Below are 22,251 nucleotides of genomic sequence, written 5' to 3'. Positions count from 1 at the left end.
ATGCAACAACCATTCTCATTGCAAGGGCGCGTGGCGCTCATCACGGGCGGCGGAACCGGAATCGGATTCGATATCGCAAAATGCTTTTTAGCGTCCGGCGCCACGGTCGTGATCACGGGTCGCCGCGAAGAGGTGCTGAAAGAGGCGGTGGCAAACTTAGGGGCTGGGGCACATTATGCGGTGAATGATGTGGCTGATCTGAGCTTGACAGCGCAGCTCGTAACGGGTTTAGTGACGGAGCACGGCGCCATCGACATCCTCGTCAACAACGCGGGCATCAACATGAAACGCCCTGCTGTGGAAGTTTCAGATGACGATTTTGCGAACATTATTAACGTGAATTTGAATGCGGTTTTCTCGCTGACGCGGGAGGTAGGAAAACATATGTTAGACCGCGGAAAGGGTTCGATCATCATGATTTCTTCGATGGCAGCATACTACGGAATCGACCGAGTGGCGGCCTATGCATCTTCTAAAACGGGTATCTATGGTTTAGTGCGCGTGCTCGCTTCTGAGTGGTCCGGCAAAGGCGTTCGCGTGAATGCGATTGCCCCTGGATTTATCGAAACGGCGATGAGTAGAACGGCGATGAATTCAGATCCGGATCGCAAACACAAGGCGATGGATCGCACGCCAATGGGCTATTTTGGGAAACCAGAAGACATCGGTTGGGCAGCGGTTTATTTAGCTTCGGATGCAGCCAATTACGTAACAGGCGTCTCCATCCCGGTTGACGGCGGGAATTCAATCGGATTCTAAAGGGTAGGACAGGGCTTCAGCTGTCGGATTAATGCTTAAATTTGTGGCATCCCGATTTTGTTGGGTTATTCAATCATTTTATTTCGCCTCAGATGACGGCGGTTTAATCGTAAGACTATGAAAAAATTACTTTTTGCTTTATTTGCTTTCGCAACGAGTGCTTATGCACAAGAACACCATCCTTTAGAGGGAGCTTGGGATTTAAACGTATCCATGGAAAACCGCAATGGCGGAGTTTCGACGGCGCCGTCTTGGTTAGAGGTGCGCCACTCAGGGCATAAAACATTAACGGGTCATTTTGTAGGTGACGGCGGTTCAGCGCGCCCCATTTCAGAAGTGTTTTTTAAGGACGGTCACGTGTCGTTTAAGATTCCGCCACAATGGGAATTGACGGACGTTCAGATGAGTTTTGAGGGAGATTTGAAAGACGGGAAATTGTCTGGAATGATTACAAAACCAAATGGCAAAGCGATGGCCTTTACCGGCGTTCGCGCTCCCTCGTTATGGAGAACGGCGGAACCCGTTTGGGATAAACCAATCACCTTATTTAATGGAAAAGACTTAACAGGCTGGAAAGCCTTAGGGCCTAAAAACCAATGGATCGCAGAGAACGGCGTGCTGAAAAGCCCAGCCTCTGGCGCGAACCTATGCACCGAACAAAAGTTCAACGACTTCAAGTTACACATCGAATTCCGCCTGCCTCCATCTAGTAATAGTGGCGTCTACTTGCGCGGCCGTTACGAGGTGCAGGTGGAAGATAGCTTTGGCAAAGAACCCTATAGCATCTATTTAGGGGGTATTTACGGGTTTATCGATCCCTTATTCCAAGCCGCAAAACCATCCGGCGAGTGGCAAACCTATGACATCATTTTAGTAGGCCGCAAGGTTTCCGTGACCTTAAATGGCCAAAAAGTCATCGTCGAACAAAACATCCCCGGCATCACCGGCGGCGCGATGGACAGCGACGAAGCAGCGCCAGGCCCCATCATGATGCAAGGCGACCACGGCCCAGTGGAATATAGAAACATCGTGTTGACTCCAGCTAAATAATGAAGAAGAGCCTTTTAACAGAAGATTGGACCGTTGTCCTTTTAGGATTTATCATCATAGGTGTGGCCCTGTTAGGGGTAAAAATTCCATCTCCTTCTTTCGGCTGGGAGACAACCGTTGACTTATCAGAAAAAGTGCTCACAGCGGGTAACTTAATCAAGCTGGGTCAGCTATTCGTTTTCACGTACATCATCGCGATTCTCGCGGCAAGTGTTTTAGGTAAAAGTATAGCAGGAACGGTAAAAGGTTTTCCCATTGTCTTCGTGCTGACTTCGCTAGCCTTGATTTTAGCGGGCAACTCATTCCTGAAAAATTGGAACCTAGAGGCGGTGATTTTCAGCTTAACAATCGGGTTGGTTTTGAGTAATTTCTTCACGCTTCCGGCGTGGTTAACGGAATCCCTTTCGACAGAATTGTTCGTGAAAATCGGTTTGATTCTGTTGGGAACGAGCGTGATTTTTGGAGACATTTTGAAGGCTGGTTCGCTCGGATTGATTCAAGCTTTGGTGGTCGTGATTTCGGTATGGTACTTTGCGTTTTGGGTTTCCAAAAAAATGGGCATCGACGAAGAATTTGCCATCATGATTTCCAGTGCGGTGTCTATTTGTGGTGTTTCAGCTGCGATTGCAACCTCTGGAGCCATTAAAGGGGATTCGAAAAAGTTGTCATACGTGATCTCCATTGTCTTGATTACAGCGATTCCGATGATCATCTTTTTGCCGTTTATTGCGCAAGCTTTGGGTCTTTCGCAAGCGGTGACCGGTGCTTGGTTAGGCGGAACGATTGATACGACCGGTGCGGTAATCGCATCCGGAACGATGGTGGGCGAGGAGGCTTTGAAGATCTCGACGATCGTTAAATTCTCCCAAAACGTATTGTTAGGTTTCGCCGCTTTCGCCATCTCCATCTATTGGACGGTGACGAATAATCAATCTTCGGCAGTGCAAGAAGCGAAGCCTACGGTATCGGTGATCTGGGAACGCTTTCCTAAGTTCGTCTTAGGTTTCATAGCTGCCTCTTTACTTTTCTCATTCGTGATTTCATCCGAAACGATTGAATCGGTTAAGGGAGGTTTTAAAGCATTGCAAGGACTTTGGTTTGCCTTAGCTTTCACTAGCATCGGGTTAGAAACCAAGTTTTCAGACTTGTTCTCGAAAGAGGGGAAGAAGCCTTTATATGCTTTCTTAATCGCCCAGTTATTTAATGTCTTTGTGACGCTGGCGGTGGCGTATGTGCTGTTTAGTTAGTTTTTTAGGCAGAAATACACAAAGAATACTTAGTCTATCGTTTTTATAGAATAAATTAGTATCTTTGCCAAATGAAGTATGTATTTTTCTTTTTGTTCCCGGTCTTCGCAGCGCAAAGCCAAGGTCTAATAGAGCATCAATCCCAAGTTTGGTACGGATATTACCTCACTCATTCTTTAAATGCGAAATGGTATGTTCAAGGCGAGGCACATACCCGTCATTTTATAGACCCATTAGTACACCACCAAAATGCTTTTAGAGCACATGTGCATCATACGATAGGGGATAATTGGGATCTTTCTTCAGGAGTAGCCCTTTTCCTAAACACCCCTAATGATCCGCGAACGGCGAATAGACTAGCCATTCCGGAATACCGCCCTCATCTAGATATCGTTTACAAACACCGCGTGTCCAAGGTACGCTTAGATCATCGTTTCAGGTCGGAGATGCGCTTTAACCGAGTACCGAATGCGAGTCGTACAGAACTGACGGATGCCATCAACTTCAGCAATTACCGACTTCGTTACCGAATTCAAGCCTTATTTCCCTTCATCAAGCGAATCCAAGGAAAAGTGAATACGGAAATTTTACTGAATGCGGCGCAGGAAAATCCCGCGAATGACTTAGATCAACACCGGATGTTTGCCGGTGTCAGTATTGCTTTACGAGATAATTTAACAGTTGATGTGGGTTATTTGCACGCCTTTCAGCAACGCCCTAATTTGAATTATTTCGACCGCAGTATTTTGAGCATTATGGTATATCATCGGCTTTAGCGAATCGTCACCACCACTCTCCTATACCGCGTCAAAGCCGGCGAACCCGAATCGGTTCCCTCCACCACAATGTGAAAAGTATCGCCTTTTTTTGCGGTCGCTGGTATTTGCACTTTTACCGTTATGTTTTCTATTTGCACTTCAGCTTTCCCGGATCCTGCCTCCGGATAAGGCCAAACCTTCAGCTTAATGGCGTGCCCATCGGGGTCTCTAGTGATCACATGAAGGTCAAGACTTGCGCCTGGTTTTGCGTACACATACATGCCTTCACTGACCGTTATTTGCGGTGCATGGTTCGCATCTTTGAACGATTTCACACACCAATCTGCGCGGGCCGCAAAGTCTTCTTGCGCGGCGATTAACCAGCGGGTTTGGGAATAAGAAATATCTAATTTACCGGTCTCCGGATTGAAATCCGCCGCTTTATCGTTGTCTTCGAAGCGATACGGATTTCCCTCTGCAAGAGCGAATCGACCACCCCAACCACCGTAGGACGGGTTATTCAAGTTAGTCAACCCCACATCCACCAGGTGCAAAAACGCGGGAGAATCTCCCTCGGAAATAAAATCAAAAGGTTGGAAAGATCCCCATTGAGCATCCTTCAGCTTGGTCGGATCACCGTGAATGTGCTCGTCGTCGCCGGGCTGCTTTTGGCCATCCCCGTAGGCATAATACATCTGTAAAAGAGGGCCGTGATTTTGGATGATTTTAGGCCCCATATAGGTCCCCTCGAAATACGGTTGCGTCGCCTTAGGCATCACGCGTTTCCACGGATAAGCGAAACTTGCAAACTGCTGCGCATTATAAAACACGCGAATCTGTGGCCAATGTCCAGCGATGTAATTCTTCAAGGTCGCATCTTGGTCCATTACGGTGTAAAGGATGGCTTTTCGAGAGATTTTATTTTTCAATGCGTCCCAGCCCGGCTTTCCCGCAAACTGCTCCTCTATCGATTTCAAAGCTCTAGCAATCGTATTTGTTCCACCCCAGGCCTGCAAGTAGATGGGCTCCGGATCGTTGTCTAACAATTTTGCTTTGATCCATTCTGATCCTTCGGTCACCTGCTCCATTTCTCCCTCAAAATCGATGTTTCCTACTTTCACTAAACTATTTAAATAGGCAGGAGATGGGTAGTTTTTATCGTGCAAAATCAGGTTTGGGTGCACTTGTCCATAAGCCTTTAATAAATCCTGAATCCATTGAACCCCCGGCCAGCGCAAGTCTGTTTTCGCACCATACATTTTGCGCGTCATCTCCATTTCGGAGGTGAATTTGGTCCCTTTTCCATCGCCCTTATAATGCCACATCGAACTCGAATAGACCAAACCCTCCAGCTGGTATTCATTCGAGTACAATAGCATCCGGATGAACGTATCCACGTCATCGATTTCGCCGTCTGTCGTGACAATGGTGCGAGGATAGCGGCCTTTCGCGAAAAGCGTGGTGCTCAGTAGGAGTAGGAATAAGATTTTTTTCATATTAGGTGATAGAGATGTCAAAGCCCTGTAATAATCCTGCCAAACCGTCCTGCGAAAACTTCGCTTTCTTGATCTGATTTATGCTGGGGTGAATGAGGTAATTAAAGGCGCTGCGGAAGTCCGCTTTGCTCACATTGGTCTGGTCAAAAAGCGCTCCAGCCAGGTCGCAATCATCGAAAACGGCTTCTGAGAAATCCGCTTCCGTGAAGTCCACTTCGTGCAAAGAACAGCCTGCGAATTTTGTCTTTTTTCCCTTGATTTGGTAGAAGGAAGACAGGTTTAAAACGCAGGTATCGAAGCTTACTTCGAACAAAAAAGGATTGCACGCTTCGAAGCGAAGGCCCTGCATTTTGCAGTCTTTGAAGTGCACTTTTTGGAGTGCTGCTCCGCTGAGTTTGACTAAACTGAGATTGCAAGATTCAAAGCTGCAGTCTACGAATTGGAAATTTTTAAAATCTTCTGATTCGAACTGGCAGTTTTTGAAAACGCAATGTTCGTATTCGCCCATGGCGAGTGTGCTTTCTTTCTCGAATTTTTGGTCGACGATATAAGGCTTCTCCATACCGCAAATTACCATTTTTTCCCTATTTTGCTTTCTCTTAACTAGCACTATGAAAAAACTATTCCTCTTCCTCGCCCTTAGCACCACTATTTTTGCCCAAGAAAAAATCGATTTAGGCACCCTGAAAGGGGGCGGCTATCAAGTTTTGATGCCAGCTAAATGGAACAAAAAACTTGTGATGTATGCCCATGGTTACCAGTTTATGGGAACCCCAGCGGCGAGTGCGAATGCAGGATTAGACAAGCGTTTGCAAGTGATTTTGGATCGTGGTTTTGCGGTGGCGGCCTCTGATTATCCCATCCAAGGATTTGCTTTACCGGAGGGAGTGGATGCGACCGAAGAATTACGCCAAGCCTTTATCAAAAAGATGGGTCAGCCGGACTCGACCTTTATGATGGGGCACTCGATGGGTGGTGGAATTACATTCGCGACTCTGGAGAATTTTGGCCAATATTATAATGGCGGATTACCCTTATGTCCACTTTCTTCACGCCCGTATTTACAGTGCAGAAAAGAGTACGATATGTACGCGACGATGAACGGTTTGTTTCCGGGAATTGTGCCTTCGTTGAAAGATATTTTTGACGTCAATAGCTCTGTCGGTTTCGTATCCTTTGCCACCGCAGGCAAACGAATGGGGGAGATCAAAAAGGCCTTATTGCAGAAAGACTCCGTGTTAGCCGTGGCCTTTGCAAAGCGCTTTGACTTGAAATTCGATGACCTTCCAGGAGCGTTATTTTTTAACCAAAACGTGTTACGCGACATCGCCCTCAAGCTAAAAGGCAATCCTTTTGACAATACAGAAACACTCTATACAGGCTTCCCAGATAACTTGAAAGTAAACGCAGTAGCGGAACGCTTACCTGCCACAAAGGATCAGGCAGATCTCTTTGCACGCTACGATCGCACGGGAAAAATAGACAAGCCAGTTGTTTTAATGCACACGATATACGACCAATTAATTCCGGTTTCCTATGCCGTGACGAACATCGAAAATATGATTCACGCACAGGGTCGAGACCAATACTTTGCTGTTAAATACACGAATGGCCAGGCCCATTGTCAATTCACGGATGCACAGACGGCTAAAGCTTTTGATGCAATGCGTGCTTTTGTGAAGACGGGAAAGAAGCCCGCGATCGAGTATTTGCCCTAGGCAATTTTGCCTGTCATTTACCGTTTAATCTGATATTTTAGTAATTTTGCGGTATGAACAAAACCATTCTTCTCCTACTTTTGAGCGTCAGTTTATTCGCCCAAAAATCGTTTAAGATAGCTTCGCCTACAGATCAAATTTCAATTCAAGTGTCTCAGGGCGCTGATAGAGCTTTAAAATACCAGGTTTTCTATAAAGCCAAAGAAGTAATCGCAGCCTCTGACTTAGGCTTGACCCTGAAGAAGCCGGCTTTGGAATTGCGTAAATTTCAAATCCTAGGCGTAGATTCTTCCATCGTGGATGGTACCTGGAAACCGGTGTGGGGCGAGGTAAAGGAGATCAGAAATAACTACAAGGAATTGACCCTGCATTTGAAGGAATCCGGGGTATTGATGGACATTATTTTTCGCGTTTTTGATGACGGAATCGGATTCCGCTATTTCTTCCCTTCGCAAGACAATTTCAAACATTTTATCGTCGATAACGAGTGGTCTTCTTTCACGATGACGGGCGACCATAATGTCTTCTGGATTCCGGGAGATTACGATACGAATGAATATACCTACCAACGAACTAAAATTTCCGAAATCGACGCCTTAGCTGCGGCAGCTAAAGAAAAGGACATCGCGGTGACGTCATTAATGGGCAAAAACTTCGTTCAAACTCCCCTGATGTTAAAGTCTGTGGATGGCATTTATTTGAATGTACACGAAGCGGCATTAGTGAATTATCCAGCGATGCATTTGAAACTAGATGGATTGGAATTTACATCCGCTTTAGTGCCGGATGCAGTAGGAAATAAGGCCTACGTGCAGACGCCATTTAATACCCCGTGGAGAACGGTGGTGATCTCGAATAAGGCAGAACAGATTTTGGCCTCTAAACTAATCTTAAACCTTAACGAACCTTCGAAAATCAAGGATTCCACCTGGATCAAGCCCCAAAAATTCATGGGCATGTGGTGGGAAATGCACGTGGGTAAAGCAAACTGGCCTTTGGCTGGTGGCAAACACGGCGCAAATACGGAGAACGTGAAACGCTACATCGACTTTGCCGATAAGCACGGATTTGACGGCGTCTTAGTAGAGGGTTGGAACACCGGCTGGGAAGATTGGTTCGGAAACTGGAAAGAAGAAGTATTCGATTTCGTGACACCTTATGCGGATTATCAAATCGATACTTTAACTAAATATGCCGCTTCTAAAGGTTTGAAGCTGATCATGCACCACGAAACCTCGAGTTCGGTGACGAATTATGAGCGCAGAATGGACGCAGCCTACCAATTTATGGTAGACAAAGGAATCAACACCGTAAAAACGGGTTATGTGGGCAAAATCATCCCGCGCGGCGAACACCACGATAGCCAATGGATGGTCAACCACTACAACCGCGTCGCAGAGAAAGCCGCTAATTACCGCCTGATGGTCGACTCACACGAGTCCGTTCACCCCACCGGTTTGCACCGCACGTATCCAAATTGGATGGCCGCAGAAGCCGCCCGAGGATCCGAATTTAACAACGCACCTACACTTGGAATTAATGCGGAACATACGACCATTTTGCCTTTTACCCGCTTGATGGGCGGACCCATGGATTATACGCCGGGACTTTTCCACATGAACTTGAACCAGTTCGATTCTACGCGGACGACGAAAGTTCGGTCTACATTGGCCAAACAATTAGCCCTCTACGTCACCCTCTACAGCCCTCTACAAATGGCGGCAGATTTACCGGAGAATTACGAGTCTAAACTAGACGCGTTCCAATTCATCAAGGACGTTGCGGTAGATTGGGACGATACGAAAATCATCACCGCAGAACCAGGTGAATTCGTAACGATCGCCCGTAAGGCAAAAAATAAAGACACCTGGTTCATCGGTTCGATCACGAACGCGATGGCCAGAAATATGTCTTTTGATTTAGACTTTTTAGATCCGGATAAAACCTACGAAGCGTTGCTCTACCGCGATGCGGATGACGCGGATTTTGAGAAGAATCCAGAAGCCTACGTCGTGGAAAAACGCCTCGTAACCGCGAAGTCTAAAATGACTTTCCGCTTACAACGCGGAGGAGGTTGCGCCATCAGTTTACGCCGCCTAAACTAATATGGAGCTATTCGATTTCCCTGCGGACCCGACTATTAACCTGCTTCCAGGCGACGGAATCGTCCATTATTACGGGAAATTGATGTCTTCTACGGAAGCAGCCGAAATGGCACAAGCCTTATTAGATCGCATCGAATGGCGAAACGATGAGGCAGTCATCTATGGCAAACGCATCATCACAAAACGCAAAGTGGCTTGGTATGGAGACGAACCTTTTTCGTATACCTATTCGAACACGACTAAGACCGCCTTGCCTTGGACGCCTGAATTGCAAGCCTTAAAATCCCTCGCCGAAAAACACTCCGGCGAAACCTATAATTCCTGCCTGTTGAACCTATATCACGACGGCTCCGAAGGAATGGCCTGGCACAGTGACGGCGAAAAAGATTTGCAAAAAAATGGGGCGATTGGCTCGCTGAGTTTTGGCGCAGAAAGAAAATTCTGCTTCAAGCACAAGCAGTCCGGCGAAAAAATAGATGTCTTTTTAGAAGCTGGAAGCCTTTTGGTCATGAAAGGCGAAACTCAAACCCACTGGCTTCACCGCCTACCCCCAACTACGAAAGTAAATCAGCCCAGAATCAATTTGACCTTCAGAACAATCGTCACCACGAGTGCGACGTAAACGGGGAAAGTAAAAAGCAAAAGGGCGAACAAGACAGAATCATAAAAGACGGAACCCTTCGTTTTCGCATAGGCAAAAGCCCGCACTGGGATATACAAAGGCAAGGCAAAATAGTAGAGCAATCCGCGCGGGAATCCTACGTGCTTCGGAACCTCAATCAAGCGTTCCATCTTCTCAAAAACCGCGGCATTAAACTTGACTCGATCCGTCGCTTCCACGATAGGCGTAGGCCACGACATATTTTCGAAAGCCAGGTGAATTCCTTTTCCAAAAGCTGTAAAACTCGAATACCCAATCCCCGCAATCTGAACTATGGGGAAGATTCCCTCCGCGTGTGCACTCTCTAAAATGCGACTCGCGCCCTTTTTAAACGGTTGCAACTCGTGGGTATTGAGGCAGATTCCCTCGATGAAAATCAACACAATTCCGTCGTTGCGGAGGCAATCCACTGCCTTTTGAAAGGTAGTAGAATTCAGGTGCAGGTGCTCTTTCCCTTCTCGTTGACGAAACACCGGAAGCATGTTTAATTGTCTCAGCAAAAACCCGAAAACTGGGTTTCTAAATACATCCCCCCGGGCTAAATAGTTGATATTTCGCGGATACAAAGCGCCAATGATGACGGCATCTAAAAATGAATCCGGGTGGTTAACGACTAATAAAACGGGGCCTTTGGTTTTCATCAGCTCCGCATTCTTCACCACAAGGGACGGGCAAAAGAGGCGAAGCGCTAAACGAGCAAAGATTTTTAGGAGAAAGATCAAGTATTTCTTTAATTTTAACGACCGCAAGGTTTAAAAAATATCGCATGCAAGCAAGCTTTCTCTCTGTGGTTTTAATGCCCATCGCCCTCGCTATCATTATGACCGGCCTGGGATTATCACTAACAATCGCTGATTTCAAGCGGGTGTACGAGTACCCGAAAGCGGTCATTGTGGGCCTAGTAACTCAAATGATCCTGTTGCCCATCATTTGTTTTTTCATCGCGAAAGGACTGAACTTGCCTCCTGAATTAGCGGTTGGCTTAATGCTTTTAGCTGCCGCTCCTGGCGGTCCCTCCGCGAATTTGTATTCGCATATTGCCAAAGGCGACGTTGCCCTCAATGTCACTTTAACCGCCTTGAACAGTATTCTTTCCGTCATCTCGATTGCACTCATCGTCAATCTTTCGATGAAATTATTAATGCAGCAAGACGCCTATGTTCCTTTGCAATTTTCGAAAGTCTTAGAGGTATGTTTGATCGTGATTTTACCGGTTTCGCTGGGAATGTTGATTCGTAAAAAAATTCCGGCATTCGCACAAAAACTTGAGTCTCCCGTGAAAATCTTGTCCGCCATTTTCCTCGCCTTGATCATCGTTTTAGCCGGATGGAAAGAACGCGATCACTTGATGCAGGATATTCAGACGGTCGGTCTGGCTTGTCTTTTATTCAATGTGGCTTGCCTGTCGATCGGTTATTTTCTCCCGCGTTTATTGAATTTGGAGAAGAAGCAGGCCATCGCAATTGGGATGGAGATCGGGATTCACAATGGTTCTTTGGCGATCTTTATTGCCTTGAATGTGATCGGAAATGGTACGATGACGATTCCAGCGGTGGTCTATAGCATTGTGATGTTTATCACCGCGGCTATTTTCGGTTGGCTGGTTAACCTGCGACGATAATTTGCGAAACTAATCTTCCAGATCAGAGGCGGAATTCGCTTTTTTCTTTTCGATCTTTTTGATGTTCCAAACATACAGCGTCTCCACCTTCGCTCTTGCCCATGGCGTCTTGCGCAAGAAAGTCAAACTAGATTTGATACTTGGATTGCTCGCAAAACAGTTAATGCGAATCTTTTTCGCCATCTCTTCCCAGCCTAATAAATCGACTAGATCCGTTAAAATTTTCTCTAAGGTTACACCGTGAAGTGGGTCGTTACTCATGTGGTAGGATTTGAAAACCAGGACGCGTATTCTACGTAATTATAGGCCGTGCGCTTGAAAACTTCAGCCGCCTCTGGGCTGACATCTTTTAAATATTTGGCTGGATTTCCGGCATATATAGTGCCAGCTGGCACCCGAGTTCCTTGCGTTACTACGGCACCCGCCGCCACAATACTGCCTGTTTCGATATAGGCGTTGTCCATCACGATGGCACCCATTCCGATGAGCACATTGTCTTCGATGGTACAACCGTGAACGATCGCGTTGTGTGCGATAGAAACATAATCACCGATGGATGTAACGGTTTTTTGGTAGGTGCAATGCACTACTGCACCGTCCTGAATGTTCGAATAATTGCCAATACGGATGGAATTCACATCCCCGCGAACAACCGCATTGAACCAGATCGTGCACTGCTTTCCGGTCTGCACATCTCCCACAATCGTGGCATTTGGCGCGACCCAGTTGTCTTCTCCTAAAACAGGTGATATCCCTTTCACTGGCAAGATTAAGCCCATTTTCCTTGGAGTTTTAGTACTTTTTCGATCACATCTCTCACCGCACCACGCCCTCCATTAAACGGAGAAACGTATTTCACGACTTGGTGTAATTCTGGGATGGCATCTGCCGGGCAGGTGCTTAAAATGTCTGGGCGAGACAGGACTTTTAAATCCGCCATATCGTCGCCCATATATAGGATTTCATTTTCTTTGACCCCTAATTTGGGCAATAATTCGAGGTAGGTTTCTAATTTATCTTTCCCGCCTAACCCGAAATAGATGTGTTGAAACTTGAGGTTTTCTAAACGTTTTTTGACCCCAGGATGACTTCCGCCTGTGATAACGCACAGTTGAAAATTAGCCTCACGCGCTTTTTCTAGCGCATAGCCATCGCGAATGTAGAAGGTGCGGAAATGTTCGCCTGTTTCCAGAACGTGCACATTGCCGTCCGTCATCACTCCGTCGATGTCAAAAATGAAGGCTTTTATATCTTTAAAAAGAGAAAGTACGTTAGACATAGGGATTATTTTGACCCAAATATCTGAATATTTTATGTATTTTTATCCCTTTATGCAGAATACGATCACATTCTTTCGCATCCTATTTTTCACCCTAGCCCTGAGCTCTAGCCTTTCTGCGCAAAAGATTCAGGTAGGGCCCTATTCGCTGCGCGTGAATGGAACTCAGAAAGAGAAAAATCAGTGGGGGGCTTCAGAAATTACGTACCGGGTCGCGAATGATAGCCTTGTTTTTCAGGTGACGGAATTTACCTGGGACGAAAAGTTGAAAACAGGAACAGCAAAAGGCGGAGAAATTCAAGGCGAAAAACTAGGTCACAAAAACACGCGTCTACAAATCGATGCCATGCAATTCGAGCCGGCGAATGGAACTTTGCGTATTATTTCGGGAGATTGGATCGAACAGGAAAAGGAGATTAACGGCGAGGGATCCCTTACGTTAAGACGAAAATCGGCTTATTTTAGCTTTGAATTTAAAGGTTCTCAGAAGACCGCCTTTACCGGCGAGGCTTGGGAAGCGGAGGGAGCGCCTATATATAAGGACTTGCGTAAAGGCTTATTTGGCGAAACATCCTTGCGTTTCGGGACGCTAGGGACGATGTCCGCACCACAGATTTGGTTCTTGCCAGACTCTACAATTTTAGTGCCGACGGGTCGTTGGAGCAGTCCATTAAGTGAAAACGATTCCCTAGGTAGAGGGGATTTAACAGGCCAGTGGTATCCGAAAAATCAGACATTCCATTTCAAAAAATTACCTGGAGCTACGAACCGATCTTTGTTCGAAGACACGTATCATGAGATGCGGATGTCGGTGGATTTAGGGGTGTTGCGTGTCAAAGAAAAGCGCATCGATTTTTACCAAATTTCAGGCAGAAACCAAGTGCCTGCCTGGTTAGAATCGAAAGATTACTACCACGATGGCCGAATACAGGAGTTGCAAGGGATGCTAAATTACAGCCCTATGCGCATCCTATACCGTTATTTGGTCGAAAACAAAACGGATAAAGCCAGCCTTTGGGATCTATCTAGTTTAGTGAATCGTAAACCGGAGCAGCTACAATCGGGTTTTCAATCCTACGTCGATGCCGGGTATATGCAACTGAAAGAGGAGCAATATTCTTTCACCAATCAGGGGAAACATTATGCCCGTGTGGCGTATGAGAAAAAAGATTTTGATACTTTTTATGCGGCCTCGATGGGCGAAAATTTGTCGGTGGACTCTGCCGCTATTTCGCTTGATTTAGTAGAGAAGAAATTACGCATTCGAGGCATTCAGCAAGTGATGATTTCGGATTCCCTGAAAGCTGAATTTATTCCTGATGATGAGGCATTGGTCTTCCAAAAAGGGCGGGATTTCAATTTCCCTGGCGAAATCAAAATAGGGGATTACCGCTTTAGGGGGCCAGACTTTGCCTTTAAATTCAACGATTTTACGGCGCAGTTTTCTAAAATTGATTCGATTACTTTTATCCCCAAAGGGCAGTCAAAAGAGTTTGGAGGGCAATTTAGATATGATTCTGGGTCCTTAATCTTAAGTCCTCCAGGTAATAAATCGGGTCGTTTTGGCGTAGCAGAATACCCTAAATTACTCATCCCGAAAGGAATGACCGCCCACTTCGATGAACCCTGGCGCGCAAAAGGGGTGTATGATACCACCCATTATTTCAAAGTACCTACTATTTCGCTTGATAGCCTAACGCAAAAAGCGCCTCTTTTTGTAGGAACTTTTTATTCTGCGGGCCTTTTGCCTCCCTTGAATACGCAATTAATCTTAAAGCCGGACCAAAGTTTTGGCTTTACCTACAGTCAAAAATTACCTCTTAAAATCTTTCAAAACAAAGCCAGTTTAAGCCTAAGTGCCCCGCTCGAAATGGATAAAAAGGGGCTTCACACAGCGGGAAATTTTGCGATGGAGGGCTTTCTGTCCACCATGAAAGAGGCATTTTTGTATCCAGATTCACTGATTAGCGTCGGTTCCGAGGGGAAATTAGGGGAGATGGCGAACAAAAAGGGCCCCATCGCGAGCTTACCAGCTCATCGATTTACCTGGTTGCCTAGAGAGGATTCCTTGGCGATTTATCCGGAGAAAAATTCCTTTGCGCTCTATGCGAATCAATTGCAATTAGAGGGTCCGGTTTGGATGCACAAGAAACAGGTTTTTGGGAAAGGGGAGATTACACTGGGGGATGGTAAATTAAAATCTGAGCTGTATTATTTTCAGCCAGCGACGTGGAAATCCAAGGAGGCTTCGCTCACGATTGGTCTAAAGAAACCCGTTTTTGTTGCAGACAAAATGACCATCGAAGCTGCACCTGGCGCGGTGAACCTGAACTTTAAAGCCGTAGAAGACTCGAAAGCGTTATTGCCTATTCAAGGGTATTCCACTACCTATGCAGGAGCCGTTTGGGAACAAAAAAACCAAAAGATAAAACTACAAAAGCTCGCTTTGCAATCTCAAGATTCGACGTCGAAAGCTGGGCCTATCGAAGCAAAATCGGGTGTGTTAGACCAAGTTTCTGAGCTAATTTCGCTCGAGGGGGTAAAGGAAATTGAGATTGGCCCAGCAACGGTTTATCCTGCGAAAGGTCTGCTGGCGATTGCGAAAGGCGGGCAATTCAAGCCACTAGTGGGAGCGAGGGCGACGGTGAATGGACATGTTTTGGCCAATATCAATACCGTCACTGCTAGTGCGAATCGCTTTACAGGAACAGCGAATTACCTGCTGCCCGTGGAGGGAAGCGACAGCTTAGTGATCCCCATGAAGAATTTCGATTTTCTACCGGAGGGAATCCGAGCCGATGCACGCTACATCGAGAAAACCCCCTTAAAATTAACGTCCCACCAAGAATTCAAAGGCGATGTGTATTTCTTATCTGAAAAACCCAGTTTAGAATTTAAAGGCTCCATCAGACCCTTGTTAGGCACCTTGAAGTTCAAAACAGCCTGGATTCCATTCGCAAATTCCAAAGGAATTGTGGTGAATGACGAGTTAAAAGACGAACTAGGACGCTCGGTCACCGCCGGAATTTTCGTGAACGCGGACAACAAATTATACCCCTCATTCTTAGGCCCCATGTCGAATGAAGATGATCCCGTCTTGTTCAAAGCGGCCGGCGAAGTAACGGAAGCTTCCGAAGTTTACAGCATTAAAAATGCGGAATCACAAATGCATTTATCCATCCCGAAAAAGCGGGTGGACACGGACGGAATGGTGCAATTATTCACGGGCAATAAGCTAGTGAGGTCTTTTGGCAAAATTTCCATGTCGATCGACACCCTCATTCCGCGCATCGAATCTTGGCTCAGTTTACAGTTCCAGGTGCCACTTCCGATTCTTCAAAAAATGGGAGATCGCATCGTGAAATATAATTTAGAAGAGGGGCTCCAAACCGCTGCAGCGGATGAACCGGCGGATCGAGATGAATATTTGAAGCGAGTGGATCCGATTTTGGGCAAAAAAATTGCTGAGGCCACGAAAGCCAGAATGGATCGGGAGCATTTAGCCTTGGATAAAGTGGATCCGGAATTCGCGAGTATGATCAATTTCTCCTCGGTAAAATGGGCTTGGTCGCCTAATTTGAGCGCTTTTTATTCGATGGGCGATTTGCCTTTGATCAATGTGGGGCCGGTGGATGTGAATGCCACAATCAAGGGTTTTATGGAGGTAATTAAGAAGCCAAATAAGGAAGAGTTTTACGCCTATTGGGAATTATCGGAAGATCTTTGGTATTATTTCGCTTATTTTGAGGGCGAATTAGGGGTGTATTCTTCAGACAATTCATTCCTAGCCACGGTGCGGGAGTCCATGAAAACCCAGAAAAAGGGTGGTATAAAAGTCGTGGAGGCCGCTGCGGAAGAAAAAAACGCCTTTGTAAAACGATTTACTTCGTATTACAAACCATTGATTCCGGTGAAGAAAGCGCCTGTGAAGAAAGAACCAACAAAAACAAAACCAGCCACAAAAGGCAAAGAAAAGAGCGGTGGATTTTAAGAGTATAACCTTTTTAAAGAAGTTTTTTGATTGCCTAGACCGCTGGGGTTTGGTCCGTCGCGATCCGTTTGGGAATCCGATTGGGATGAAACGAATCATTGTATTCGTTCTAGGTTGGTTGACCTTTGCTCGATTAAGTATTTACAATAAAACGGAGATTAAAGGCACGGAAAAGATTCAAGATTTGCCCCGAGAAGGCGTCTTGTTCCTCTCGAATCACCAAACCTATTTCATGGATGTGATTTGTCTCTACCACATCTTCTTCTCCGTGAAATGGCGTATGAATAATAGCATTCGCTTTCCATTCTATTTATTAGCTCCGCGTTCTCGCCTTTTTTATGTGGCGGCATCAGAAACGATGAAGGAGGATGGTTTTTTACCTAGGGTATTTTCATTAGCCGGTGCTATTTTAGTCAATCGCTCGTGGAGAGCACATGGCCAAGATGTAAAACGAGAGGTCGATTTAGAAGCACAAAATAAAGTAAGCAAAGGACTTGCATTCGGTTGGGTAGTTAGTTTTCCCCAAGGTACTACTCGCGCCTTTGCCCCGATGCGTAAAGGGACCGCGCATTTAATTAAAGCAGCAAATCCCATCGTCGTTCCTGTCCAAATCAATGGATTCCGCCGCGCTTTTGACAAGAAAGGCTTCTTCTTAAAGAAGCGTAACACGACCTTGAGCGTGGAATTTAAAGATCCGATTCGCTTCAAAGAATCAGATACAATCGAAGAAATTTTACAGCGAATTTCGGACGAAACTGGTATTCCGATGGCAGACCCAAATGCTAACTAAAACCCAAGGCATTGTCATTTCTTACATGCGGTATCGGGAAACCTCGATCCTAGTGAACGTGTACACCGCGGAAATGGGGATCAGCTCTTACATCGAAAACGGGGTGCGTTCTGCCAAAGCCAAGCATAAAATGGCCCTCTTTCAACCCCTCACCTTATTGGATTTAGAGGTATACCACAAGCCAGGCAAGGGTTTACACCGGATTTCTGAAGCTAAATGTTTCTTCCCCTACCAAGCCATTCCTTTCGACATTGCGAAGTCCTCTCTTGCCCTTTTTCTCTCCGAAGTGTTGAGTAAAGTTTTAAAAGAAGAGGAGGCGAATCCTGTTTTGTTCGAGTTTTTAAGCCAATCTATGCAATATCTGGATCGTGCTTCAGAACATTTCGAAAATTTCCATTTACAATTTTTGTGGCAGCTGGCGGCTTTTCTAGGCTTTGGGGCGAGCACCTCCGCGGAGTTTTACCAGCAATTAAAAGCTGCAGGTTGTATCGTTCCCACTTTCCAAGGCCTAGACGCCTTAATTCAAGCCGATTATGGTCACCCCATCGTGTTGCACCGGTCGGAGCGTAAAGAATTATTAGCCGGAATGCTCAATTATTATCAATTGCACATGGAAAATTTCGGAGAGATTCGTTCCTTGCAAATCCTACAAGAAGTATTAGCCTAATGCCAAATCTGTACGCACTGAAACCCTCGGCGCAGCCGAATTACTTGGACATAACCTTTCAGTTTACCCCTCACAAACCGGGCAAACAGGTGATTCAACTGCCTATTTGGCGTCCGGGCCGCTACCAGGCTCAAAACTTTGCGAAAAATATTCCTATTTTAAAGGCATTCAGCGGGGGTGTTCAAATTGAAATTACTAAAACAGCCTCTTCCACCTGGGAACTAGAAGCATCGGAACCAGTTGAAATCCGTTACAGCTATTATGCGAATCAACCCGATGCAGGCGGATCAGTGGTGGAGCCCGACTTGCTTTATATCAATTTCATCAATTGTCTTTTATATGTAAAGGGTCGCGAGAACGTGCGTTGCGAAATCCAGATCGAAAAACCAGCCGGCTGGCAGAGTGCCTGCACCTTTAAAAACGGTGGCAAATACCGTGAGTTAGTGGATTCGCCCTACATCGCCGCGCCAGCCATCTTTCAACACAAATGGAAATGCAATGGTGTGAAATTCGCCATCGATGTGGTGGGATCGCGCCAGGCTTTGACGAAAAAACTGACAGACGCCTACGAAAAATTCACCCAAACCCAGCTCGACTGGATGGGCTCTTTCTCCGTCAAAGAATACCACTATATGCTTTGGATTTGTCCTACGCCTTATTACCACGGCGTGGAGCACACGAAATCCACGATGATGGTGATGGGCCCGCCGGACCGCGATGCCTACGAAGACTTGATTGGCTTAGGTTCGCACGAATTGTTTCACGTTTGGAACATTGCGACGATACGACCTAAAGAACTATTCCCTTATGCATACGACCGAGAGGTGCCGTTTTCTACCGGTTGGGTCGTGGAAGGAATTACGACCTATCTTGGGGATTGGTTTTTGTATGAGTCGGGCGTTTGGACCCGGCAAGAATACCTCGCCGGTTTATTAGGGAACTTGAAGTTACATTTTGACCGCGATGCGAATGCGCAGCAGTCGCTAGAGGAAAGTTCGATCGACTTGTGGCTGGATGGCTACGGGGCGAGTTTACCTAACAAGCGCGCTTCGATTTATTACAAGGGAGCGGTGGTCGCTTTGGCTTTGGACCTGAAATTACAGGCAAAAAACGGCAAATCTCTGCGCGATGTGATGCTGGCCATGAACGCGGAGTTCGGCAATTTGAAAAAAGGCTATTCAAAAGCTGATTTCATCCGAATCTGTGAAGAAATTTATGGTGAGTCGTTAGCGGATTTCTTCCGAGACTATGTCGAAAAATCAATAGATATTACTACAGATTTACAGGCGATTATTGCAAAATCAGGCTTGAACTTCTATCAAGACAGTGCGAAAGGCTGGATCTTATGGGAGAAAAGCGCAATTTAATTGCGTATTATTTCCTTATAGTAAATATTTTGTCTTTTAAAGGGCTAATTTTTTTCCTCAGAGTTTAGGAATTTTACCGTAATGAAAGATTTCCCTACTTTAATTCGAAAGGCTCGGTTAGACAAAGGCTTTAGCCAAGACTACGTTTCCACTGAACTAGCCATCACTTTATCTGCCTATTCTAAAATTGAGCGCGGCCTAACGGATCCCTCCTTGAGCCGCATGAAGCAAATTGCTGGAGTATTAGAAGTCGATTTATCTTTGCTTTTTAAACCAAAAGACTATCCCCGTTTTTCTGGTTTCGCTGATCCTGGAGGTTCACTTGCGCCGGTTTCGCGCTACGAATTTGAAGCCTACGTAGGTTTAGTTCGCGACCTTCAAGAGCAATTGCGAGATTTGAACGATCGCCTCCTTTAATCCCCCTTTTTCATTGCGGAATCAGGGCTTATGCCTAAATTGCAGGTTCAAAATCAATTCCTATGTTGAATAGACCGCGTCGTAACCGTTCCAGTGCCGCTATCCGCACGATGGTGGAGGAAAATCGCCTTTCGGTGAAGGATTTACTTTTCCCTCTTTTTGTGATGGATGGTTCTGCTACTAAAACTGAAATCAAATCGATGCCGGGCATTTACCGCTTCACGACCGACCTTTTATTGAAAGAAATCGAGGAGTGTTTGAATCTAGGAATTACTTCTTACGCGCTTTTTCCACAGGTGGCTGAGGACCGCAAGGATTCGCTAGCGACAGAATCGCACCGCCAAGGCAGCCTGTATTTAGAGGCCATTCATGCCGTGGCGAGCCGCTTTCCAGAGATTTCGATGTTAACGGACGTGGCGATGGATCCTTATAGTTCGGATGGACACGATGGGATCGTTAAGAACGGGGAGATTTTGAATGACGAAACGTTAGAGGTGTTATCTAAAATGGCCGTAGCACAAGCCCAGGCGGGATCAAAACTGATCGGTCCATCGGATATGATGGATGGTCGTGTGGGTTATTTACGCGAATCGTTAGACGATGCCGGTTTCACGAATGTGGGCATTATGGCTTACAGTGCGAAATATGCGTCTGCTTTTTACGGACCTTTCCGCGATGCGTTAGAGTCTGCGCCTAAATTTGGCGATAAAAAGACCTACCAAATGAACCCCGCAAACAGCCGCGAAGCCCTTCGTGAAGCAGAATTAGATGAATTAGAAGGAGCCGATTTCTTGATGGTCAAACCGGCTTTGGCCTATTTAGACATCATCTCTCTACTCCGTGACAATACGAATTTACCGATCGCCGCCTACAACGTTTCAGGCGAATATGCGATGGTCAAAGCGGCCGCAGCAAACGGCTGGATCGATGGCGAAAAAGCGATGTTAGAAAGCTTGCTTTCAATGAAGCGCGCCGGAGCTCAGGTTATTTTGACCTATTTTGCCAAAGAATTTGCCCAATTAAAACTATCCTAAAATAGATCCTACGATGTCGTCAGACCGTTACATGCAACGAGGTGTTTCTGCCTCGAAAGAAGATGTTCACAAAGCCATTGCGAACTTAGACAAAGGTCTTTTCCCGCAGGCATTCTGCAAAATCTCTCCAGATATCTTGGGCGGTGATGCGGACTATTGCAACATTATGCACGCGGATGGGGCGGGGACGAAGTCTTCTTTGGCCTACTTATACTGGAAAGAAACGGGTGACATCTCCGTCTGGCGAGGCATCGCACAAGACGCTGTAGTGATGAACACAGACGATTTAATCTGTGTGGGCGCGACGGACCAAATGTTGCTTTCCAGCACCATCGGTCGCAACAAGAACTTGATTCCAGGCGAGGTCATCGCCGAAATCATCAACGGAACGGAAGAAGTATTACAAATGCTTCGCGATAACGGCATCGGCATTTACTCCACCGGCGGCGAAACGGCAGACGTAGGTGATCTAGTGCGCACAATCATCGTGGACAGCACGGTTATCGGTCGTATGAAGCGCTCAGACGTTATTTCAAACGGCAATATCCAAGCAGGAGACGTGATCATCGGCTTAGCCTCTGACGGCCAAGCGAATTACGAAACGACTTATAACGGCGGAATGGGCAGCAATGGCTTGACTTCCGCACGCCACGACGTGTTAGGGAAATACCTAGCAAATAAATACCCAGAAAGCTTTGACCCATCCGTTCCCTCGGATTTAGTGTATTCTGGCTCTCGCAACTTAACGGAAGCGGTTCCTGGAACTCCTTTAAATGTAGGTCAATTAATCCTTTCGCCTACGCGTACTTACGCGCCAGTGGTGAAAGCTTTACTAACAGAATTACGTCCTCATTTGCACGGAATGGTGCATTGTTCCGGCGGAGCGCAGACGAAAGTGATGCACTTTGTGAACAATGTCCACGTGATTAAGGATAATTTGTTCTCGATTCCACCGCTGTTTGATTTGATCCAAAAAGAGAGCGGAACCAGCTTCAAAGAGATGTACCAAGTATTCAACATGGGCCATCGCTTAGAAGTCTATGCGAATCCAGCACACGCGGATGAAATCATCCGCATCTCCCAGTCCTTTGGTATTCCTGCCCAAATCGTGGGCCGCGTAGAAGCCTCAGCGACTAAGAAGCTGACCATCAGCAGCCCTTACGGAGAATTTATTTATGAATAGTGTTTGCTATTAAGCGAATTAATTTTTAGATTTGCACCCCCATTTAAAAGGCTTTTAAAAGTTTTTCATTTGTCTTGAATCACTAGCCTCGTGGGATTGTTTCACTTA

General features: G+C 46.1%; 21 protein-coding genes. 15 read left to right on the top strand and 6 right to left on the bottom strand.

Annotation, left to right across the window (positions count from 1 at the left end; all coding sequences use genetic code 11):
- The 4 genes from SKC37_RS06615 to SKC37_RS06600 all read left to right on the top strand — a co-directional run bounded on the left by SKC37_RS06615 (position 1) and on the right by SKC37_RS06600 (position 3,832).
- A complete protein-coding gene (locus SKC37_RS06615) occupies positions 1-759 on the top strand; it encodes an SDR family NAD(P)-dependent oxidoreductase (RefSeq protein ID WP_377980716.1) in 759 nt (252 codons plus the stop codon).
- A gap of 117 nt (positions 760-876) precedes the next feature.
- Positions 877-1,809: a 3-keto-disaccharide hydrolase gene (locus tag SKC37_RS06610; protein WP_377980715.1), complete on the top strand. Its 933-nt coding sequence runs from the start codon at positions 877-879 to the stop codon at positions 1,807-1,809.
- A complete protein-coding gene (locus SKC37_RS06605) occupies positions 1,809-3,056 on the top strand; it encodes a YeiH family protein (RefSeq protein WP_377980714.1) in 1,248 nt (415 codons plus the stop codon). Before SKC37_RS06610 ends, SKC37_RS06605 begins: the two co-directional genes overlap by 1 nt.
- Before the next feature lie 71 nt (positions 3,057-3,127).
- Positions 3,128-3,832: a DUF2490 domain-containing protein gene (locus SKC37_RS06600; RefSeq protein WP_377980713.1), complete on the top strand. Its 705-nt coding sequence runs from the start codon at positions 3,128-3,130 to the stop codon at positions 3,830-3,832.
- Here the strand turns inward: SKC37_RS06600 and SKC37_RS06595 are convergent.
- Together SKC37_RS06595 and SKC37_RS06590 are read right to left on the bottom strand one after the other, a co-directional pair.
- A complete protein-coding gene (locus SKC37_RS06595) occupies positions 3,829-5,310 on the bottom strand; it encodes a DUF1593 domain-containing protein (RefSeq protein ID WP_377980712.1) in 1,482 nt (493 codons plus the stop codon). The two genes, SKC37_RS06600 and SKC37_RS06595, sit on opposite strands and share 4 nt — an antisense overlap.
- Position 5,311: 1 nt before the next feature.
- Positions 5,312-5,872 carry a pentapeptide repeat-containing protein gene (locus SKC37_RS06590; protein WP_377980711.1) on the bottom strand — a complete coding sequence of 187 codons (561 nt, stop codon included), beginning with the start codon at positions 5,870-5,872 and terminating at the stop codon, positions 5,312-5,314.
- Between the two features lie 49 nt (positions 5,873-5,921).
- Here SKC37_RS06590 and SKC37_RS06585 point away from each other — a divergent pair, with 49 nt between their 5' ends.
- The 3 genes from SKC37_RS06585 to SKC37_RS06575 are packed head-to-tail and all read left to right on the top strand — an operon-like array spanning position 5,922 to position 9,755.
- The gene (locus SKC37_RS06585; protein ID WP_377980710.1) at positions 5,922-7,028 is read left to right on the top strand and encodes an alpha/beta hydrolase family protein; all 1,107 of its coding nucleotides are present in this window, start codon (positions 5,922-5,924) and stop codon (positions 7,026-7,028) included.
- A gap of 53 nt (positions 7,029-7,081) precedes the next feature.
- The gene (locus tag SKC37_RS06580) at positions 7,082-9,133 is read left to right on the top strand and encodes a glycoside hydrolase family 97 protein (protein WP_377980709.1); all 2,052 of its coding nucleotides are present in this window, start codon (positions 7,082-7,084) and stop codon (positions 9,131-9,133) included.
- Between the two features lies 1 nt (position 9,134).
- The gene (locus tag SKC37_RS06575; RefSeq protein ID WP_377980708.1) at positions 9,135-9,755 is read left to right on the top strand and encodes an alpha-ketoglutarate-dependent dioxygenase AlkB family protein; all 621 of its coding nucleotides are present in this window, start codon (positions 9,135-9,137) and stop codon (positions 9,753-9,755) included.
- Here SKC37_RS06575 and SKC37_RS06570 read toward each other — a convergent pair.
- Positions 9,701-10,516, bottom strand: a complete 816-nt coding sequence (locus tag SKC37_RS06570) for a 1-acyl-sn-glycerol-3-phosphate acyltransferase (protein ID WP_377980707.1) — start codon at positions 10,514-10,516, stop codon at positions 9,701-9,703. The two genes, SKC37_RS06575 and SKC37_RS06570, sit on opposite strands and share 55 nt — an antisense overlap.
- 44 nt (positions 10,517-10,560) lie before the next feature.
- Between SKC37_RS06570 and SKC37_RS06565 the strand changes: the two genes are divergently transcribed.
- A complete protein-coding gene (locus tag SKC37_RS06565) occupies positions 10,561-11,415 on the top strand; it encodes a bile acid:sodium symporter family protein (protein ID WP_377980706.1) in 855 nt (284 codons plus the stop codon).
- A 9-nt stretch (positions 11,416-11,424) separates the two neighbouring features.
- Here SKC37_RS06565 and SKC37_RS06560 read toward each other — a convergent pair whose 3' ends face one another.
- From SKC37_RS06560 to SKC37_RS06550, 3 genes are read right to left on the bottom strand one after another with little or no spacing between them, the layout of a single operon-like run.
- Positions 11,425-11,676: a VF530 family protein gene (locus tag SKC37_RS06560; protein WP_377980705.1), complete on the bottom strand. Its 252-nt coding sequence runs from the start codon at positions 11,674-11,676 to the stop codon at positions 11,425-11,427.
- Positions 11,673-12,194 carry a gamma carbonic anhydrase family protein gene (locus SKC37_RS06555; protein WP_377980704.1) on the bottom strand — a complete coding sequence of 174 codons (522 nt, stop codon included), beginning with the start codon at positions 12,192-12,194 and terminating at the stop codon, positions 11,673-11,675. Before SKC37_RS06555 ends, SKC37_RS06560 begins: the two co-directional genes overlap by 4 nt.
- A complete protein-coding gene (locus tag SKC37_RS06550; RefSeq protein WP_269012084.1) occupies positions 12,185-12,694 on the bottom strand; it encodes a KdsC family phosphatase in 510 nt (169 codons plus the stop codon). The genes SKC37_RS06555 and SKC37_RS06550 overlap by 10 nt, the downstream gene beginning before the upstream one ends.
- A gap of 52 nt (positions 12,695-12,746) precedes the next feature.
- On the opposite strand from SKC37_RS06550, the gene SKC37_RS06545 reads away from it, so the two are divergent.
- The 7 genes from SKC37_RS06545 (at position 12,747) to SKC37_RS06515 (ending at position 22,143) form a co-directional block, all read left to right on the top strand.
- Positions 12,747-16,685, top strand: coding sequence for a hypothetical protein (locus SKC37_RS06545; protein WP_377980703.1), 3,939 nt, complete (start codon positions 12,747-12,749; stop codon positions 16,683-16,685).
- A gap of 85 nt (positions 16,686-16,770) precedes the next feature.
- On the top strand, positions 16,771-17,475 hold the full coding sequence (locus tag SKC37_RS06540) for a lysophospholipid acyltransferase family protein (RefSeq protein WP_377980702.1): 705 nt from the start codon (positions 16,771-16,773) through the stop codon (positions 17,473-17,475).
- On the top strand, positions 17,465-18,142 hold the full coding sequence (recO, locus tag SKC37_RS06535) for a DNA repair protein RecO (RefSeq protein ID WP_377980701.1): 678 nt from the start codon (positions 17,465-17,467) through the stop codon (positions 18,140-18,142). The genes SKC37_RS06540 and recO overlap by 11 nt, the downstream gene beginning before the upstream one ends.
- Positions 18,142-19,509 (top strand): M61 family metallopeptidase, encoded by a 1,368-nt coding sequence (locus tag SKC37_RS06530; RefSeq protein WP_377980700.1) that lies wholly within the window; start codon positions 18,142-18,144, stop codon positions 19,507-19,509. Before recO ends, SKC37_RS06530 begins: the two co-directional genes overlap by 1 nt.
- Positions 19,510-19,590: 81 nt before the next feature.
- A complete protein-coding gene (locus tag SKC37_RS06525; protein WP_377980699.1) occupies positions 19,591-19,926 on the top strand; it encodes a helix-turn-helix domain-containing protein in 336 nt (111 codons plus the stop codon).
- 62 nt (positions 19,927-19,988) lie between these two features.
- Positions 19,989-20,960, top strand: coding sequence for a porphobilinogen synthase (gene hemB / locus SKC37_RS06520; RefSeq protein ID WP_377980698.1), 972 nt, complete (start codon positions 19,989-19,991; stop codon positions 20,958-20,960).
- Between the two features lie 13 nt (positions 20,961-20,973).
- A complete protein-coding gene (locus SKC37_RS06515) occupies positions 20,974-22,143 on the top strand; it encodes an AIR synthase related protein (protein ID WP_377980697.1) in 1,170 nt (389 codons plus the stop codon).
- Positions 22,144-22,251 lie beyond the last annotated feature (108 nt).

Origin of the sequence: Aquirufa esocilacus, assembly GCF_042715595.1 — a bacterium.
Lineage (GTDB): Bacteria > Bacteroidota > Bacteroidia > Cytophagales > Spirosomataceae > Aquirufa > Aquirufa esocilacus.
This window is presented reverse-complemented; position numbering and strand designations above follow the sequence as displayed.